This is a genomic window from Aquibium sp. ELW1220, from assembly GCF_030398385.1.
Taxonomy (GTDB): Bacteria; Pseudomonadota; Alphaproteobacteria; order Rhizobiales; family Rhizobiaceae; genus Aquibium.
In genome coordinates this window covers 1-17,636 of sequence record NZ_JAOAOQ010000070.1, presented here as the reverse complement: position 1 = coordinate 17,636, position 17,636 = coordinate 1, and the positions used below count along the sequence as shown (strand labels likewise).

General features: G+C 69.9%; 15 protein-coding genes and 1 pseudogene. 5 read left to right on the top strand and 11 right to left on the bottom strand.

The annotated features are described in order from the left end of the window. Window positions 1–141: 141 nt before the first annotated feature. From N1F91_RS29870 to N1F91_RS29860, 3 genes are all read right to left on the bottom strand, one after another. On the bottom strand, window positions 142–501 hold the full coding sequence (locus tag N1F91_RS29870; protein WP_289997504.1) for a VOC family protein: 360 nt from the start codon (window positions 499–501) through the stop codon (window positions 142–144). Between the two features lie 86 nt (window positions 502–587). Continuing rightward, a complete protein-coding gene (locus tag N1F91_RS29865; RefSeq protein WP_289997503.1) occupies window positions 588–926 on the bottom strand; it encodes a hypothetical protein in 339 nt (112 codons plus the stop codon). 90 nt (window positions 927–1,016) lie between these two features. After that, window positions 1,017–2,720: a thiamine pyrophosphate-requiring protein gene (locus N1F91_RS29860; RefSeq protein WP_289997502.1), complete on the bottom strand. Its 1,704-nt coding sequence runs from the start codon at window positions 2,718–2,720 to the stop codon at window positions 1,017–1,019. A gap of 228 nt (window positions 2,721–2,948) precedes the next feature. Here N1F91_RS29860 and N1F91_RS29855 point away from each other — a divergent pair, with 228 nt between their 5' ends. Both N1F91_RS29855 and N1F91_RS29850 read left to right on the top strand, forming a co-directional pair. Then, a complete protein-coding gene (locus N1F91_RS29855; RefSeq protein WP_289997500.1) occupies window positions 2,949–3,917 on the top strand; it encodes a 2-oxoglutarate and iron-dependent oxygenase domain-containing protein in 969 nt (322 codons plus the stop codon). Window positions 3,918–3,949: 32 nt separating this feature from the next. Next, complete coding sequence (locus N1F91_RS29850; protein WP_289997499.1) at window positions 3,950–4,690, top strand: alpha/beta fold hydrolase; 741 nt, start codon at window positions 3,950–3,952, stop codon at window positions 4,688–4,690. Between the two features lie 212 nt (window positions 4,691–4,902). Here N1F91_RS29850 and N1F91_RS29845 read toward each other — a convergent pair whose 3' ends face one another. The 7 genes from N1F91_RS29845 to chvE form a co-directional block, all read right to left on the bottom strand. After that, entirely contained in the window at window positions 4,903–6,429 is a 1,527-nt protein-coding gene (locus N1F91_RS29845) for an aldehyde dehydrogenase (NADP(+)) (protein ID WP_289997498.1), read from the bottom strand. Window positions 6,430–6,471: 42 nt separating this feature from the next. Beyond that, on the bottom strand, window positions 6,472–7,407 hold the full coding sequence (locus N1F91_RS29840; protein WP_289997497.1) for a Gfo/Idh/MocA family oxidoreductase: 936 nt from the start codon (window positions 7,405–7,407) through the stop codon (window positions 6,472–6,474). Continuing rightward, complete coding sequence (gene araD / locus N1F91_RS29835) at window positions 7,394–9,136, bottom strand: L-arabinonate dehydratase (protein WP_289997496.1); 1,743 nt, start codon at window positions 9,134–9,136, stop codon at window positions 7,394–7,396. The genes N1F91_RS29840 and araD overlap by 14 nt, the downstream gene beginning before the upstream one ends. A gap of 15 nt (window positions 9,137–9,151) precedes the next feature. Continuing rightward, window positions 9,152–10,156, bottom strand: coding sequence for an AraD1 family protein (gene araD1, locus N1F91_RS29830; RefSeq protein WP_289997495.1), 1,005 nt, complete (start codon window positions 10,154–10,156; stop codon window positions 9,152–9,154). A 5-nt stretch (window positions 10,157–10,161) separates the two neighbouring features. Further along, the gene (mmsB, locus tag N1F91_RS29825) at window positions 10,162–11,403 is read right to left on the bottom strand and encodes a multiple monosaccharide ABC transporter permease (protein WP_289997494.1); all 1,242 of its coding nucleotides are present in this window, start codon (window positions 11,401–11,403) and stop codon (window positions 10,162–10,164) included. Window positions 11,404–11,413: 10 nt separating this feature from the next. Then, on the bottom strand, window positions 11,414–12,937 hold the full coding sequence (gene mmsA, locus N1F91_RS29820) for a multiple monosaccharide ABC transporter ATP-binding protein (RefSeq protein WP_289997493.1): 1,524 nt from the start codon (window positions 12,935–12,937) through the stop codon (window positions 11,414–11,416). 64 nt (window positions 12,938–13,001) lie between these two features. Next, on the bottom strand, window positions 13,002–14,066 hold the full coding sequence (chvE, locus tag N1F91_RS29815) for a multiple monosaccharide ABC transporter substrate-binding protein (RefSeq protein WP_289997492.1): 1,065 nt from the start codon (window positions 14,064–14,066) through the stop codon (window positions 13,002–13,004). A 244-nt stretch (window positions 14,067–14,310) separates the two neighbouring features. On the opposite strand from chvE, the gene N1F91_RS29810 reads away from it, so the two are divergent. From N1F91_RS29810 to N1F91_RS29800, 3 genes are all read left to right on the top strand, one after another. Further along, window positions 14,311–15,324, top strand: a complete 1,014-nt coding sequence (locus N1F91_RS29810; RefSeq protein ID WP_289997491.1) for a LysR family transcriptional regulator — start codon at window positions 14,311–14,313, stop codon at window positions 15,322–15,324. An 82-nt stretch (window positions 15,325–15,406) separates the two neighbouring features. After that, on the top strand, window positions 15,407–16,330 hold the full coding sequence (locus N1F91_RS29805) for a 2-dehydro-3-deoxygalactonokinase (RefSeq protein ID WP_289997490.1): 924 nt from the start codon (window positions 15,407–15,409) through the stop codon (window positions 16,328–16,330). A gap of 248 nt (window positions 16,331–16,578) precedes the next feature. Continuing rightward, entirely contained in the window at window positions 16,579–16,983 is a 405-nt protein-coding gene (locus N1F91_RS29800; protein ID WP_289997489.1) for a flagellar basal body protein, read from the top strand. 537 nt (window positions 16,984–17,520) lie between these two features. Here the strand turns inward: N1F91_RS29800 and N1F91_RS29795 are convergent. Next, window positions 17,521–17,636: pseudogene (locus N1F91_RS29795) on the bottom strand (IS110 family transposase); the annotation flags it as partial.

Sequence of the window (17,636 nt, the reverse complement as noted above, 5' to 3'; positions counted from 1 at the left end):
CCAGACAGATCCCGATCGAACGTCTGCTCCATCGACTACGCGAGCCGCCGCGACGACGGCGCGCAATTGCACATCGGAAGCTATGTTAGCGCGTATGGGGACAGGCCCGAGGATGACGGCGCCGGCGCGGCGGCCGGAGCCTCAGGATGGGTCGACCGCCGCCGGTCCCCACACCGCCAGTTCGTTGCCGGCCGGATCGGCGAAGTGGAAGCGCCGGCCGCCCGGAAAGGGGAAGATCTCGCGCAGGATCGTCCCGCCGGCGGCCTGCACCTGCGAAAGCGTCTCCTCGATCGCGTCGGAGTAGAGCACGGGCAGGGGCTTGGCGACCGCCGCCGCGTCGGCGTCGAAACCGCCGTCGAGGCCTTCCTCGAAGGCCGAGTAGGTCGGCCCGTAATCGGTGAAGGTCCAGCCGAAGGCCGTGGCGTAGAAGGATTTCACGCTGTCCAGCGTCCCGCCCCGGGCGGGCATCTCGAGGTAGTCGAGCTTTCCGGTCGTCCGCATCGTCACCTCCATATGTTCGCGATATGTTCTACAATATCCCGTGCCCGCGTTCAACCGGCTTCGTCGGCGTCCGTTCGCTTGGCCCTCTATGCCCCGCGGCACTGCCGGCGCTCGATCGAGCCGTCCATCGCCTTGATCTCGCCGATCGCGCGGCTGCGTTCGCGCGTCCAGGGCGTGCGCATGTCCGGCACCATGGTGCCGGCGCCGGGCACCACGTAGAACGGCCGGCGCCCCGGCACCAGCGGGGTGGTGTCGCGGGGCAGCCCGTGCGAGGCGGCGAGCGCGTCGCGCCAGGCGATCAGGTCGGCGCAGGGCGTGGTGTCGAAGTTCATCGAGGACACCACCTCCTCGTCCAGCACCGGTGCGACGCCGGTGCACCCCGCAAGAGCGAAGAAGGGCAGGACGAGCAGGGTGCGTGGCATCATGGCTGCGGACTCGACGGCGCGGGGTTGGCGAGGTCGCGGCCGGGCGCGCCTCCTCGACCGGAAGCAGATACCCCGCCGCGGCAGCGAAGGCTAGTCCGGCAGCACCGCCACGTCGAGCAGCGCCGGGCGCTTCTGGAAGCGCACCACGTTCAGCGCGCTGGCGATGGCGCCGGGCAGGTCGGCCGGATCGGTCACCCGCCGGCTCCAGCAGCGGCTGGCCTCGGCCGTCCGGGTGAAGCTCGGCGAGGGCTTCAGCGCCGTCAGCGGCATCTCGTTGGCGCGCGAGGCGAAGCCGTTCGGGTAGAGCCCGGTCACCGAGGCGCGCACCGCGCCCCATTCCTCGTTGTTGACGATGATCACCAGCACCGGCAGCGCCAGCGCCTCGGCGATCTGGTGGCACGCCGTCGGGTTGGCGAACATGTACGAGCCGTCGCCCATCACCGCCACGCAGACCCGCTCGGGGTCGGCCAGCTGCGCTCCCATCGCGCAGGGAAAGCTCCAGCCCAGACCGCCCGAATGCGGTTCCTGGAACCAGGAATTGCGCTCCGTGCGGCTGATCACGCCGAGCTGCGCGCCGAGTTCGGAAAACACGCTGGAGCGGATGCCCTCCAGCGCCTGGCCGAGGCACAGGCTGACATAGTGCTTGGTGATGCCCCGCGCCGTCTCCGCCGCCTTCTCGCGCAGCGCCCGGCGGGTGCGGCCGGAAGTCTCCGCAAGCCGCGCCCGCCGCGCGGCAATCGCCGTCTCGTCGCGGGGCAGGGCCTCCATGGCGGCAAACAGCGCCGGCAGCGTCAGCGCGTTTTCGCCGGCGATCGTCACGTCGGAGCGGAAGTTGCGCACCGGAAACCGGCTGAACAGCGGGTCGGGACCGATGTTGATCACCCGGGCGTCCTCGCGCAGTTCGTGCCGGTCCGGCCACCACGGCGCCAGACTGTCCAGGATCACCACCACGTCGGCCTCGGCCAGCGCCGCGCCCGGGTCCCAGCCGACATGGCAGGGATGCTCCGTCGAGATCGCCAGGTGCGTCGCCCACCAGGACGACACGGCGATGCCCCAGCGCTCCGCCCAGGCGCCGAAGGCGGCAAAGCTCGCCTCGTCGCCCGCGCCGCGCTGCGCGATCACCAGCGGCCGCGCGGCGGCTGCAAGCATCGCCGCCGCCGTCTTCACCGCGGCCGGGTTCGGCGCGCCGGCCACCGGCTCCATCGAGCGGGGACGGTCGATCGCGCCGGCCGGCAGCGGCTCGCACAGCGTCTCTCGCGGCAGCGACAGGTAGATCGGGCCCTTCGGCGTCGATTCCGCGATCGCCGAGGCGCGGTCCAGCAGTTCCACGATCTGCTCGGGAAAGCGCAGCTCGTATTCCCACTTGCAGGCCTCGCGCACCAGCGCCGCCTGGTCGCGCATCTCCTGGCCCCAGCCGATCGGCACCGTGCGCGCGCCGAAGCGGTCCTTCTCGGTGATCGGCGTGCGCCCCGACATGATCAGCATCGGCACGTGCTCGCAGGCGGCGTTGATCGCGCCGGTCGCGCCGTTGGACAGCCCCACATTGGTGTGCAGCATCACCGCCTGCGGCCGGCCCGAGATCAGGTAGTAGCCATGCGCCATGCCCATGGCGGCGTGCTCGTGCGGGATCACCAGCGCCTGCGGCAGGGGGATGCCCCTGGCCTTCGCCTCCGCCAGCCCCTCGATGATCGGCGGGAAGTCCGTGCCCGAATTGGCGAAGACATAGTCGACGCCGAGCACCTTCAGCCGCGTGAAGATCGCGCCGCCCGCCGTCATCTGGTTCTGTTCGAGCATGCCGACCTCCCTGCACTGCACGCCCCCGTGTTACGACGGCCACAACCCCGCGTGAAGCCCCAAGGTCGCGGCGGCGGTACCCGCACTGCCTGCGATATGGGCGCAGCGCTGCCGGTTTGCCGGGCAGACCCCATGTCGGCGGCCCGGAACGCGGCCGAAATCCTGCCCCGACGACTGGCACGGCGCTTGCTGCTTGGCTGTGGTCATTCAGACGAGGGAAGCCAGACCATGAGTGCAAGCGCGGCCGCCGGCCTGCCGATCGTCGACGTCTCCGGCCTGTCCTCGGCCGATCCGGACAGGCGCCGCGCCGTCGGCATGGCGCTGCGCGCGGCCTGCCTCGACAAGGGCTTCTTCTACTGCACCGGCCACGGCATCCCGGCCGGTCTCGTCGAGGCGGTCTTCGCCGAGACGAAGCGCTTCTTCGACCTGCCGATGGAGGCGAAGCGCGCCGTCGACAAGGCGAAGTCCTACGCCAACCGCGGCTACGAGCCGCTCGGCGGCCAGACCCTGCAGGCCGGGGCGAAACCCGACCGCAAGGAGGGCTACTACATCGGCCTGGAACTGCCCGAGGACGATCCCCGCGTCGTCGCCCGCAAGTTCAACCACGGCCCCAACCAGTGGCCGCAGGACCTGCCGGGCTTCCGCCCCGCCATGCGCGCCTACCATGCCGCGATGCTCGATCTCGCCGAGCGGCTGATGCGCGGCATCGCGCTGTCGCTCGATCTCGACGAGAACCATTTCGCCGGCTTCGTGCGCGATCCGCTGGCGATCCTGCGCCTGCTGCATTATCCGCCGCAGCCGGCGGAGGCCGGAGCCGATGATTTCGGCGCCGGCGCGCACACCGATTTCGGCGGCCTGACGCTCCTGCTGCAGGACGACGTCGGCGGTCTCCAGGTCTTCGACAACGCCAGCGGCGGCTGGATCGCGGCGCAGCCCATCCCCGGCGCCTTCGTCATCAATCTCGGCGACATGATCGCCCGCTGGACCAACGACCGCTACCGCTCGACGCTGCACCGCGTCGTCAACGCGTCGGGCCGCGAGCGCTATTCCGTGCCCTTCTTCTTCACCGGCAACCCGGATTTCGAGGTCGCCTGCATCCCCACCTGCCTTTCGCCGGGCGAGACGCCGAAATACCCGCCGATCCGGGTCGAGGAGCATCTCCAGGCCATGTACCGCAAGACCTATGCCGCGGCCTGACCGCGTCCGGCGCGGGACGGGGTGCTAGGCCGGTGGCGGGCACGGTCGTCCTCATCCACGGCGCCTGGCAAGGCAGCTGGGTCTGGACGCGGCTGGCGCCCCGGCTGGAAGCCGCAGGTCTGGCCGCCGTCGCCGTCGACCTGCCCGGCAACGGCGCGGACGGAACTCCGCCCGAGACGGCCTCGCTCGATCGCTACGTCGCCCACGTCGGCGCCATCGTCGCCGCGCAGTCCGGTCCGGTCGCCCTCGTCGGCCATTCCGGCGGCGGCGTCGTCGCCACCGCCGTCGCCGAGCGGTTCTGTGAGCGGGTGGAGCGCGTCGCCTACGTCGCCGGCATGATGCTGCCGCCGGGCATGGGCTTCGGCGATGTGCTGAACGACATGAAGGCGGCGGAAAAAGGCCTGCTCGGTATCGGCCCCCACCTCGTCTGGTCGCCCGATGGCCGCGTCTCGTCCGTCCCGGTCGAGGCGGCGGCGGACGTCTTTCTCAACGAACTGCCGCGCGACGAGGCGCTGCGGCTGGCAAAAGGGCTGACCCCGCAGGGCGAGGGCGGCCGTGCGATCTCCACCGCGTGGACGCCGCAGCGCTTCGGCACCCTGCCGCGCCTCTACGTCGAATGCGTCCACGACCGCTCCGTCCTGCTGCCCGTCCAGCGCCGCATGCAGGACCTCGTCCCCGGCGCCGCCCGCGTCACCCTCGACGCCGACCACGCCCCCCACGTCAGCCACCCCAGACGCCTCGCCGACGCGCTGGTCCCCTTCCTGAAGGGCTAGCCCGGACGCTCGCCCCGCCCGGCAGGGCAGAGGGGGGCGCGACAGAACGCGACGCTTGCGCTACCGCCGACCCGCCGCGATCCTCCTCGACTGCCGACTGCCGACTGCCGACTGCCGACTGCCGACTGCCGACTGCCGACTGCCGACTGCCGACTGCCGACTGCCGACTGCCGACTGCCGACTGCCGACTGCCGACTGCCGACTGCCGCGCCTCACACGCCCCGCAAATCCTCCGGCAGCAGCGCCTCCGGCATGTTCTGGTAGGCCACCGGCCGCAGGAAGCGGCGGATGGCGAGGGTGCCGACCGAGGTCGTCGAGACGTTGGTGCTTGCCGGGTAGGGCCCGCCATGCATCATCGAATCCACCACCTCCACACCGGTCGGGAAGCCGTTGGCAAGCAGCCGGCCGGCCTTGCGCTCCAGCACCGGCACCAGCTTCGCGGCCAGCGCCGTGTCGGCCGCGTCGAGCTGCAGCGAGCAGGTGAGCTGGCCGTCGAGCCCGCGCGCCACCGCCATCATCTCGTCCTCGTCGCGCACCTTCACCAGCACGCCGAGCGGCCCGAACACCTCCTCGGCCAGCGCCGGGTTGGCGAGGAACGTCTCGCCCGAGACGGCGTAGAGCCACGGCCCGACATTGCGGCCCGCAACGCTCGACGCCACCAGTTCGCGCACGCCGTCGGTGTCGCGGATGCGGCACTGGCCGGCCTGGAAGGCGCTGGCGATGCCGTCCGACAGCATGGTCTGCGCCGCGATCTTGCCCATCGCCTCGGCCGCCGTCGCCTCGAAGGCATCCGCCTCCGGCCCGTCGATCACCACGCCGAGGCCGGGATTGGTGCAGAACTGGCCCACCCCCATCGTCAGCGAGCCGGCCCAGCCGGCGGCGATCTCCGTCCCGCGCGCCTTCACGGCGTTGGGCATCAGGAACATCGGGTTGACCGAGCCGAGTTCGCCGAAGAAGGGGATCGGCTCCGGCCTTGCGCAGGCGAGGTCGAACAGCGCCCGCCCGCCCTTCAGCGAGCCGGTGAAGCCGATCGCCTTGATCAGCGGATGCTGCACCAAAGCCTCGCCGGCCTCGCGCGTGTTCGACTGCACCAGCGAGAACACGCCCGGATGCACGCCGCATTTTTCGATCGCCTCGAGGATCGCCTCGGCGATGATCTCGGCGGTGCCGGGATGCCCCGGATGGCCCTTCACGACCACCGGGCAGCCGGCCGCCAGCGCCGAGGCCGTGTCGCCGCCGGCCGTCGAGAAGGCGAGCGGGAAGTTCGAGGCGCCGAACACGCCGACGGGGCCGAGCGCGCGCTGCACCATACGGATGTCGGGGCGCGCCGCCGGCTTGCGGTCGGGCTGTGCTGCGTCGTGGCGACGGTCGAGGAAGTCGCCCTTCTCGATGTGACCGGCAAACAGCCGCAGCTGGCCGGCCGTGCGGCCGCGCTCGCCCTCCAGCCGTGCCGCCGGCAGCCCGGTCTCGGCCGTGCCGATCTGCGTGATCTGCGGCCCCCGCGCCTCGATGGCGTCGGCAATCGCGTTGAGGAACGCGGCGCGCTCGGCCCGCGAGGCATAGCCATAGCTCCAGAACGCCTCTTCCGCCGCCTCGGCGGCGCGGTCGACATGCGCGGCCGTGCCGGCGGCGAAGCGGTGCGGCGCGCCCGTCGCCGGCTGCGAGGAGAACGTCGCGTCGCCCGCGACCCATTCGCCCGCGATGAGGTGCTTTCCGCTCGGCTGATAGCTGTCGGTCATGGTCTTCCTTTCCGTCTCTGTCTGGCTGTCCGGCGGAAGGGGCTAGTCGTGGAACGGATCCGTCACGATGCGCCGGCCCAGCATGAAGGCATCCGCGACATGGACGAGGGGGGAGGCGTCCACGTCGCTCTCGCCCGCCGCGAGAAGCTCGGCGAAACGGGCATAGATGCCGTCATACTCGGCTTCCGCCGGCTGGTCGACCGCCCGCCCGTCGATTTCGAGCGCAGCACCGCCGGCCGAGAGCGTCAGCGTGCCGTCGGTCGTCTCCACCGCGATGTCCCAGGTCTGCGGCCCGGTCTGGCGCCAGTCGAAATCCGCCGTCACCGCAGCACCCGCCGTATCCGCGAAGGATAGCCGCGCGGCGATCGGCGTGTCGCGGTTTTCCGGAAACTCCAGTTCGGCCGAGGTCAGGTGCACCGGCGCGGGCATGATCTCGGTCAGGATCGACAGCGCGTTGATGCCGGGATCGAACACGCCCATGCCGCCCGCGTCCCAGATCCAGGCCTGGCCGGGGTGCCACTTGCGCACGTCCTCGCGCCAGACGATCTCGCCCCGCGTCACGCTGCGCCCCGACAGCCAGGCCTTCGCCTGCGCCACGGCGGGCGCAAAGCGCGAATGCCAGGTGGCAAACAGCGTCCGGCCTTTCGTCCGCGCCAGATCGGCCAGCGCCTGCACCTCGGCCACCGTCGCCCCCGGCGGCTTTTCGAGCAGCACGTCGCGGCCGGCCGAAAGTGCGGCCCAAGCCATGCCGAAGCGCACCTGCGGCGGCACGCACAGCGCCACCGCCGTCACGTCCGGCCGTGCCGAAAGCATCGCGTCGAGCTGCGTGAAATGGTCGAAGCCCGGCAGCCCCGCCCCGCGCGTCACGATCGCCGACAGCGAGAAGCCCGGATGCCGGCCGATCGAGGGGATGTGCTGGTCATGCGCGATCTTGCCCAGGCCGACGATCGCGATCTTCGTCGGTTCAGTGGCTTTCACGGGGCACCTCGTGGCCGCGCGAACCGATCAGGAAATCGAAATCCGCGCCGGTGTCGGCGCCGCCGACATGCAGGTGGAACAGCCGCGCAAAGCCGCTGCCGGGTTCCTTCACCGTCGGCGCCCAGGCCGCCAGCCGCGCCCGGATCGTCTCCTCCGGCACGTCCAGATGGATGCGCCGCGCAGCCACGTCCACCTCGATCATGTCGCCGTCCTCGACGATCGCCAGCGGCCCGCCGACGGCAGCCTCCGGCGCGGTGTGCAGGATGACGGTGCCGTAGGCGGTGCCCGACATGCGCGCGTCGGAGATGCGCACCATGTCGGTGATGCCCTTGCGCAGCACCTTCGGCGGCAGGCCCATGTTGCCCACCTCCGCCATGCCCGGATAGCCGCGCGGGCCGCAGTTCTTCAGCACCATCACCGAGTTCTCGTCGATGTCGAGGCTCTCGTCCTCGATGCGCGCCTTGTAGTGGTCGATGTCCTCGAACACGACCGCCGGCCCGCGATGCTGCATCAGGTGCGGGCTCGCCGCCGACGGCTTGAGCACGGCGCCGTTCGGCGCCAGGTTGCCGCACAGCACCGCGATGCCGCCCTGTTGCGTCAGCGCGCGCTCGACCGGGCGGATCACCTCCTCGTTCCAGTTGCGCACCTCGGCGATCTCCTCGGCCATCGTCGCGCCCGAGACGGTCAGCGCGTCGCCATGCAGCTTGCCGCCCTCGAGCAGCATCTTCAGCACCACCGGCAGCCCGCCGGCATAGAAGAACTCCTCCATCAGGAACCGGCCAGACGGCATCAGGTCGACGATGGTGGGAATGTCGCGGCCGCAGCGGTCCCAGTCGTCGAGCGTTAGCTCGATGCCGACGCGCCGGGCGATGGCGAGCAGGTGGATCACCGCATTGGTCGAGCCGCCGATCGCGCCGTTGGTGCGGATCGCGTTCTCGAAGGCCTCGCGGGTCAGGATGTCCGACGGCTTCAGGTCGTCCTTCACCATGTCGACGATCCGCCGCCCGGTCAGGTGTGCCATCACGCGCCGCCGCGAATCCACCGCCGGGATCGCCGCATTGCCCGACAGCGCCATGCCCAGCGCCTCGGCCATCGAGGCCATGGTCGAGGCCGTGCCCATCGTGTTGCAGGAGCCCGGCGATCGCGACATCGACTGCTCGGCCTCCAGGAAGTCGGCGCGGCTCATCTTGCCGGCCTTGATGTCCTCCGACATCTGCCACAGCGCGGTGCCCGAGCCCACCCGCTCGCCGCGGAACCAGCCGTTCAGCATCGGCCCGCCCGACACCAGGATCGCCGGGATGTCGACGCTGGCCGCCCCCATCAGGAGCGCCGGCGTGGTCTTGTCGCAGCCGGCGAGCAGCACCACGCCGTCGAGCGGGTTGGCGCGCAGCGCCTCCTCCACGTCCATGGCGCAGAGGTTGCGGTACATCATCGCGGTGGGCCGCAGCGACGGTTCGCCCGGCGAAAACACCGGAAACTCCACCGGCAGCCCGCCCGCCTCGTAGATGCCGTGCTTCACCCGCTCGGCCAGGTCGCGCAGATGCGCGTTGCAGGGCGTCAGCTCCGACCAGGTGTTGCAGATGCCCACCACCGGCCGCCCGTCGAACAGGTCCGCCGGCAGGCCCTGGTTCTTCATCCAGGAGCGGTGGTAGATCGCGTCGCGGCTCTCGCCGCCATACCATTCCTGCGAGCGCAATCTCCGCGGCCAGGCCGCCTTCTGGAAACTCATCGGTCGATCCAATCCTTAGAGGGCGCTGACGCGCACGAACTCGTCCCGGCCCGGCTTCGGCGTCACCGCCCAGGCGTTGCGCAGCGGCAGGCCGAAAGGCGCCGCCTCGATCTCGAACACGTCGCCCGGCTCGGTGCGGATGCCGTCGGCAAACGACAGTGTCGCCGTGCCGAACATGTGCACATGCACGTCGCCCGGCTGCCGGAACACGCCGTACTTGAAGTGGTGATGCTCCAGGTTGGCGATGGTGTGCGACATGTTCGCCTCGCCCGACAGGAACGGCTTCTCGAAGATCGTCGCGCCGCCGCGGCGGATGCGCGAGGTGCCGCGCACGTCCTGCGGCAGCTCGCCCACCAGGATCTCCGGGCCGAACGAGGCGGGCCTGAGCTTCGAATGGGCGAGGTAGAGATAGTTCACCCGCTCCATCACGTGGTCGGAAAACTCGTTGGCGAGCGAAAAGCCCACCCGGAACGGCTGCCCGTCGGCGCCGATCACGTAGATGCCGGCGATCTCCGGCTCCTCGCCGCCGTCATCGGCGAAGGCGGGGGAGGCGAGTGCTGCGCCCGGCGCGGCCAGCATCGTGCCGTTGCCCTTGTAGAACCATTCCGGCTGCACGCCCGGCCTGCCGTTCGCCGGCTTGCCGCCTTCCACGCCCATGCGGAACATCCGCATGGAATCCGTCAGCGTCGCCTCGTCGGCCTTCATCGTCTTCTGGTGCATGGCGTCGCGCGTCGCCGCCGAGCCCAGATGCGTCAGGCCGGTGCCGGTCAGGTGCAGGTGCGCCGGGTCGGGATGCAGGATCGGCGACACCAGCCGTCCCTCCTCATAGGCCTTGGCGAGATCGACCGCCGGGCCGAAGCCCAGCTTGCCGATGCGGTCGGCGATCTTCTCGCCGTCGCGGGCGCAGTCGAGCGCCAGCGCGAGAACGCTCGCCGCGCCCCGCACCTCGAAGGCTTCCGTACCCTCGCGGGCGATGACCCTGAGGTCGCCGGCCGGTGTCCTGATCTGGGAAAGCAGCATGGCCGTCAGCCCTTGTTCTTGTTGTAGACGTCGAAAATGACCGCGGCGAGCAGCACCAGGCCCTTGATCATCTGCTGGTAGTCGATGCCGATGCCCATGATCGACATGCCGTTGTTGAGCACGCCCATCAGGAAGGCGCCCACCACCGCGCCGATGATGGTGCCCACCCCGCCCGACATCGACGCGCCGCCGATGAAGACGGCCGCGATCACGTCGAGCTCCAGCGCGAATCCCGCCTTCGGCGTCGCCGTGTTCAGCCGCGCGGCGAAGACCAGGCCCGCGGCCGCCGCCAGCACGCCCATGTTGGTGAAGGCCAGGAAGGTCAGCCGCTCGGTGTTGATGCCCGACAGCTTCGCCGCCTTCTGGTTGCCGCCGAGCGCGTAGATGCGCCGGCCGATCACCGTGTTGGCGGTGATGAAGGCATAGATCACCGTCAGCACGCCCATGGTGATCAGCACGTTGGGCAGGCCGCGGAAGGTCGAGAGCTTGTAGGTGATGAAGACGAGCGCGGCCGCCACGATGGCGTTGCGCGCCACGAAGAAGGCGAAGGGCTCGTCGTCGATGCCGTAGGCGCGGTTGCGCGCCCGCTGCGTCAGGCCCATCCAGACGATGGCCGCGGCCGTCACCACGCCCGCCGCCAGCGCCAGCACGTTCACCTGCCGCACCTCGAAGAAGCCCGCCAGCGCCGCGCCGAACCCGGCGGGAAACACGTCCGGCACGAAGCCGTTGGCGATCACCTGGAATTCGCGCGGGAAGGGGCCGACCGACTGGCCCTCGAGCAGCCACAGCGACAGGCCGCGAAAGACCAGCATGCCGGCCAGCGTCACGATGAAGGACGGGATCTTCCAGTAGGCGACCCAGTAGCCCTGCGCCGCGCCGATCACCCCGCCGACGACGAGGCACACCACGATGGTGACCGGCATCGAATAGCCGTGGTTGACCATCATCACGGCAGCCAGCGCGCCGATGAAGCCCATCACCGAGCCGACCGACAGGTCGATGTGCCCGGCGACGATGACGATCAGCATGCCGAGCGCCATGATGACGATGTAGCTGTTCTGCAACAGAAGGTTGGTCACGTTGACCGCCTTCAGCAGCGTCCCGTCGGTCACGATCTGGAAGAAGATCATGACGACGATGAGCGCGAGCAGCAGCCCGTATTCCCGCAGGTGCGACGCGAGATAGGCGCCGATCCCCTTGGCCGAGCCCGTCCCGCCTGCCTTGTTGACGCCTTCGGCCAGAGCCATCCTCTTCTCCCTAGTCGTTGACGATGAGCGACATGATGCGCTCCTGGCTGGCTTCCGCCGCCGTCAGTTCGCCCACCAGCGCGCCCTCGCTCATCACGTAGATCCGGTCGCACATGCCGAGCAGTTCCGGCATCTCCGACGAGATCATGACGACGCCCTTGCCCTGGGCGGCCAGCTCGTTGACGATCGTGTAGATTTCATACTTGGCGCCGACGTCGATGCCGCGTGTCGGCTCGTCGAGGATCAGCACCTCGGGTGCGGTGAACAGCCACTTGGCCAGCACCACCTTCTGCTGGTTGCCGCCCGACAGGTTCACCACCTTCTGGAACACCGTCGGCGTGCGCGTCGCCAGCGCCTCGCGGTAGCGTTCCGCCACCCGCGTCTCCTCGTTGCGCTTCAGCACCCCGCGCGACGACACCCCTTCGAGGTTGGCGAGCGTCGTGTTGAAGCGGATCGTCTCGTCCAGCACCAGCCCCAGCGACTTGCGGTCCTCGGTGACGTAGGAGATGCCCGCCGCGATCGCCCGCTGCACCGTCGAGACGTCGACCGGCTGGCCCTTCAGCTTCACCGTGCCGGAAATGTCGCGGCCCCAGGAGCGGCCGAAGATCGACATGGCGAGTTCGGTGCGGCCCGAGCCCATCAGCCCGGCGATGCCCACCACCTCGCCGGCGCGCACGTTGAAGTTCGCGCCCTTGATCACCTTCCGCTCGGCCCGCTCCGGGTGCCAGACGGTCCAGTCCTCCACCTCCATCAGCACCGCGCCCGGCCGGCGCTCGTGCTGCGGGAAGCGGTGGGTCATGTCGCGGCCCACCATGTCGCGCACGATCTCGTTCTCGCTGATGCCGGCCTTGGCGTCGAGCGTCGACACCGTCGTGCCGTCGCGGATCACCGTCACCGTATCGGCGACGTAGCGCACCTCGCCGAGCTTGTGCGAGATCAGGATGCAGGTCACGCCCTGCGCCTTCAGTTCCAGCATCAGGTCGAGCAGCTTGCGGCTGTCGGTCTCCTGGAGTGCGGCCGTCGGCTCGTCCAGGATCAGCAGCTTGACGTCCTTCGACAGCGCCTTGGCGATCTCGACCAGCTGCTGCTTGCCGACGCCGATCCGGTCGACGAGCCGCGTCGGCGGCTCCTTCAGCCCGACTTTCGCCAGCAGCTGTTCGGTCCGGTGGTTGGTCTCGCGCCAGTCGACGACGCCGCGCCTGCCGCGCTCGTTGCCGAGAAAGATGTTCTCGGCGATCGACAGCTGCGGCACCAGCGCCAGTTCCTGGTGGATGATGATGATGCCGCGATGCTCGCTGTCGGCGATGTGGCGGAAATGCGCCGGCTGGCCGTCATAGACGATCTCGCCGTCGAAGCTGCCCGCCGGATAGACGCCCGAGAGCACCTTCATCAGCGTCGACTTGCCCGCCCCGTTCTCGCCGCAGATCGCGTGGATCTCGCCGCGGCGCACCTTCAGATCCACCCGGTCGAGCGCCTTGACGCCCGGAAACGCCTTGGTGATCTGGCGCATGTCGAGAAGGATGTCGGCGGTCATCTGTGCTGCCCTGAGAGAAGCGGAAGGCGAGGCTCGCCTTCCGCCTGTGTCGGTCCCGGTCGCCTTACTGCACCTGGTCCTTGGTGTAGTAGCCGCTGCCGATCAGGATCTCTTCCCAGTTGGTCGCATCCACCGAAACCGGCTCGAGCAGGTAGGACGGGACGACCTTGACGCCGTTGTCGTAGGTCTTGGTGTCGTTGATCTCCGGCTCGCCGCCGCCCAGCAGGGCGTTGACCATGCCCACGGTGACGCGGGCGAGTTCGCGGGTGTCCTTGAACACGGTCGAGTACTGCTCGCCGGCGAGGATCGACTTGACCGAGGGAACCTCGGCGTCCTGGCCCGAAACGATCGGCATCTTCAGGTCGCCCGAGCCGTAGCCGACGCCCTTCAGCGCCGACAGGATGCCGATCGACAGGCCGTCATAGGGCGACAGCACGCCGTGCACCTGCTTGTCGGTGTAGTTGGCCGAGAGCAGGTTCTCCATGCGCGCCTGCGCCACCGCGCCGTCCCAGCGCAGCGTGCCGACCTTGTCCATGCCCATCTGGCCGGACACGACGACGACCTTGCCGGAATCGATCAGCGGCTGCAGCACGCTCATCGCGCCGTTGTAGAAGAAGAACGCATTGTTGTCGTCCGGCGAGCCGCCGAACAGCTCGACATTGTACGGGTCCTCGCCGAAGCGCTCGCCCAGCCCCTTCACCAGCGAGCTCGCCTGCTGCACGCCCACCTTGAAATTGTCGAAGGTGGCGTAATAGTCGACATTGCCGCTGTCGCGGATCAGGCGGTCATAGGCGATGACCTTGATGCCGGCCGCCGCCGCGTTCTCCAGCGCGTTCGACAGCGTCGTGCCGTCGATCGCCGCGATCACCAGCACGTCGACGCCCTTGGTGATCATGTTCTCGATCTGGGCCAGCTGGTTGGGGATGTCGTCCTCGGCATATTGCAGGTCGGTCTCGTAGCCGGCCGCCTTGAACTGCTCGACCATCGAGTTGCCGTCCGAGATCCAGCGCGCCGACGACTTGGTGGGCATGGCGATGCCGATGGTGCCCTTGTCCTGCGCGAAGGACGGCACGGCGAAGGCGGACGCGAGAAGCGCGGTCGCTGCCAGCGCGACGTTCAGAAGTCTCATGTTTCTTCCTCCCATGACGGAATGTGCCGGAGCGTGGCTGCCGGACCGGTTCGATGCTGTGCACGGGGAGCCGGCGGACGCCGGATGGGTGTCCTTGGCCGTTCCTCCCGTCGCCGAAGGTCCAGTTGCCCAGAAACTGGTTCCTCCCTTCGGTCGCGCGATTGGCACCATTCGAGCCATGCTCGTCAAATGCATTTACGCCTGATAGTCATACCAGAATCCGTATAATGGCCGGGAGGAGACGATGGACGTTCGCAACCGGGGCTTTTCCGCCCTGCCGAGCCGCGACGATCTCGCCCGCAAGGGGCTGCGGCTGGCGCATCTGCGGCTGATCTGCGCTCTCAAGGAGACCGGCCAGATGGGCGCGGCCGCCGCCCAGCTCGCCATCTCGCAGCCCGCCGCCTCGCGCATGGCCGCCGAGATGGAGGCGATCGTCGGCGTGCCGCTGCACGAGCGCCACGCGCGCGGCATCGCGCTGACCCCGTTCGGCGAGCGCTTCGCGCTGCGCGCCGCCATGATGCTTCAGAACCTCGACGACACCGCCCGCGAACTGGTCGAGATGGAGCGCGGCAACCAGGGCACCGTGTCGATCGGCTCGGTCACCGGCCCGGCGCTCGATCTCGTCCTGCCCGTCATCCGCCGCGCCCGCGTCACCCACCCGGCGATCTCGATCACCGTCTCGGTCGACACCAGCGACCGTCTGGCCGAGGACCTGCTCGCCTCGCGCGTCGATTTCTTCATCGGCCGGCTGCTCGGCGACGTCGACCCGAAGATGTTTGCCCTGACCGAGATCGGCACCGAGCCGCTCAGCGTGATTGCCCGCAGCGGCCATCCGCTGACGCGCCAGGCCCGCGTGACGCTCGCCGATTGCGTCGCCTATGACTGGGTGCTCCAGGCGAGCGGCAACCTGATGCGCCGCACGGTCGAGAACCATCTGATGGCCCGCCAGATCCCGCTGCCCGGCAAGGTGCTCTCCACCTCCTCGCTGCTGCTCACGCTCGCCTACATCAGCCAGTCGAACGCTGTCTCCATGGTCGCCAAGGCCGTGGCCGATTTCTACAGCCGCGAGGACGGGCTCGACGGGCGCATCGTCGTCCTCCCCGTCGACGCCGCCATCAGCGTCCCCGCCTATTCGCTGATCACCCACGCCCAGCGCGCCCTGTCGCCCGCCTCGCGCATCCTGTACGACATGGCCCGCGACGCCGTCGACGGCGCGCGGCTCGCAAGGCGGGACGCCGAAGCCCCGCCCGCCCCGTAGCCCGACGCCCGATCCACGCCCGCCGTCCGCCCGACCACGACCACCAGCCCAACACCGCCAGACCCCTTTCCGGAGACGACCGATGACCGGCCAGACCTCGACCACGCCCTTCTGCGCAGCCATCGACTGGGGCACCACCAACCTGCGCGTCTGGCTGCTCGACCGCACGGGCGCCGTGCTCGGCGAACGCGCCAGCGGCGAGGGCATGCGCGCCTGCATGCCGGACCGCTTCGAGACCGTCATGGAAAGCCACCTCGCAGCACTCGGCGCGGCCCCCGATCTGCCGGTCATCGTCGCCGGCATGGCCGGCGCCCGCGGCGGCTGGCGGGAAGCGCCCTATCTGACCGCACCCGTCGGCCTCTACGCGCTGCACGCGGGCGCCGTGGTGGTCCCGCACGCGAGCCGCGACGTGCGCATCCTGCCCGGCATCTGCCAGCGCCTGCCCGGCCGCGAGGACGTCATGCGCGGGGAGGAGACGCAGCTGGCCGGCGCGGTGGCGGGCGGCCTCACCGACGGCCTCGTCTGCCTGCCCGGCACCCATTCCAAATGGGCCGCCATCGAGGCCGGGCGGCTCGTCTCCTTCACCACCTTCATGACCGGCGAGCTCTTCGCCGTCATCGGCGGCCACACCATCCTGAAGGACACGCTGGGCGAGGGCGGTTTCGCTCCCGCCGACCCGGCCTTCCGCGGCGGCGTCGCGGACATGCTGGCCGAGGGCGCCGCGCTGACCGGCCGGCTCTTCTCGCTGCGCGCAGCAAGCCTGCTCCTCGGCCCCGCCGCACCCGATCCCCGCGCCCGCCTGTCGGGCCTGCTCATCGGCGCCGAGATCGCCGCCGCCCGCGCAGCCCAGGGCCTCGACCGCGAGGTCGGCCTCGTCGCCTCGGGCCTGCAGGCCGAGCTCTACGGCACCGCGCTCGACCTCGCCGGCTTCCGCTGCCAGACCCTCGACGGCGCCGCCCTGGTCCGCCGCGGCCTCCACGACGCCGCCCGCGCGCTCTGGGGTTGACCAGGCGGGATCCGGATCGAGGCCCCGGCCAGGCCGACTTGCCATGGCCGTCGCCGTTGCGGCCACGCCCCTTCTCCCCGTTCCACGGGGAGAAGGTCCCGGCAGGGGGATGAGGGGCGGCGCCGACGTCGATAATACCACGCCCGGCTTCTGCCCGCCCAATTCGTTAAATTGCCGCCGATCCGGTAAACCGGCGCGAAAGAGGTTGCGCCTAAAGCCAGTCCGATGAACGTCACCGGGCTTCCGTCATGATCGGCAATGCGGCCAGCATCGCGCTCTCGGGCATGCTTGCGGAAAGCACGCGCCTGAACGTCGCGGCGAGCAACATCGCCAATGCCCGTACCACCGGCGCGCTCGACCCGGCCGCCGGCGCGGCCACGGCCTACCAGCCGCTCGACGTCGAGCAGTCGGCCACGGCCGGCGGCGGCACGGTCGCCATCGTCCGCCCGCTCATCCCCGCCTCCATGGCCGCCTACGAACCCTCCGCGAGCTTCGCCGACCAGGACGGCTTCGTGGCCTCCCCGAACGTCGACCTCCTCGGCGAGGTCACCAGCATGATGGAAGCCAGCCTCGGCCTGCGCGCCAACCTCGCCGTCTACGAAACCGCCTCCGACATGCTGCGCGCCCTCTACGACCTGGGCGACGAGGCGTAGCGCGGCAGCCCGTATCCGCCCCCCCACCTTCGTCATCCCGGGCGAAGCCGGAGCGAAGCGCAGGCGCAGACCCGGGATCCATGCCTCGGCGTTCGTCGAAAGGCCGGACGACGCAGACGAGGCACCGGTCCTTCTCCACCGTCCCGCCTGACGGCAACCGCCGAGGCATGGATCCCGGATACGTCGTCCTCCGCTGCGCTCGGACGCCGTTCCGGGATGACGAAGGGAAGGGGGGTTGGCCGGAGGGTGTTGCGTCCGCGGGCACTTCATTGCGGCCCCCCCCACCTTCGTCATCCCGGGCGAAGCCGGAGCGAAGCGCAGGCGCAGACCCGGGATCCATGCCTCGGCGTTCGTCGAAAGGCCGGACGACGCAGACGAGGCACCGTTCACCCTCTTCTCCACCGTCCCGCCCGACCGCATCCGCCGAGGCATGGATCCCGGATACGTCGTCCTTCGCTGCGCTCGGACGTCGTTCCGGGATGACGAAGGGTGCGGGCGCGGACATGGCGGAGGGTGCAGCCCCCTCCACGGCCCTCATCAAGTCAGTTGCGCTTCGAGTTGTGCGAGCCTTGCGTTTGCGATGACGACGATCTTTCGCATGACGGCTGTGAGTGCGAGGCGCTTCGGTTTTCCGGCCTCGACGAGGCGCCGGT

Bases quoted from the DNA above. Each gene is read 5' to 3' on its own strand.
- mmsB (WP_289997494.1), bottom strand. From the start codon at position 11,403: ATGGCTCTGGCCGAAGGCGTCAACAAGGCAGGCGGGACGGGCTCGGCC.
- N1F91_RS29860 (WP_289997502.1), bottom strand. From the start codon at position 2,720: ATGCTCGAACAGAACCAGATGACGGCGGGCGGCGCGATCTTCACGCGG.
- mmsA (WP_289997493.1), bottom strand. From the start codon at position 12,937: ATGACCGCCGACATCCTTCTCGACATGCGCCAGATCACCAAGGCGTTT.
- N1F91_RS29800 (WP_289997489.1), top strand. From the start codon at position 16,579: ATGATCGGCAATGCGGCCAGCATCGCGCTCTCGGGCATGCTTGCGGAA.
- chvE (WP_289997492.1), bottom strand. From the start codon at position 14,066: ATGAGACTTCTGAACGTCGCGCTGGCAGCGACCGCGCTTCTCGCGTCC.
- N1F91_RS29845 (WP_289997498.1), bottom strand. From the start codon at position 6,429: ATGACCGACAGCTATCAGCCGAGCGGAAAGCACCTCATCGCGGGCGAA.
- N1F91_RS29810 (WP_289997491.1), top strand. From the start codon at position 14,311: ATGGACGTTCGCAACCGGGGCTTTTCCGCCCTGCCGAGCCGCGACGAT.
- N1F91_RS29865 (WP_289997503.1), bottom strand. From the start codon at position 926: ATGATGCCACGCACCCTGCTCGTCCTGCCCTTCTTCGCTCTTGCGGGG.
- araD (WP_289997496.1), bottom strand. From the start codon at position 9,136: ATGAGTTTCCAGAAGGCGGCCTGGCCGCGGAGATTGCGCTCGCAGGAA.
- araD1 (WP_289997495.1), bottom strand. From the start codon at position 10,156: ATGCTGCTTTCCCAGATCAGGACACCGGCCGGCGACCTCAGGGTCATC.
- N1F91_RS29870 (WP_289997504.1), bottom strand. From the start codon at position 501: ATGCGGACGACCGGAAAGCTCGACTACCTCGAGATGCCCGCCCGGGGC.
- N1F91_RS29855 (WP_289997500.1), top strand. From the start codon at position 2,949: ATGAGTGCAAGCGCGGCCGCCGGCCTGCCGATCGTCGACGTCTCCGGC.
- N1F91_RS29805 (WP_289997490.1), top strand. From the start codon at position 15,407: ATGACCGGCCAGACCTCGACCACGCCCTTCTGCGCAGCCATCGACTGG.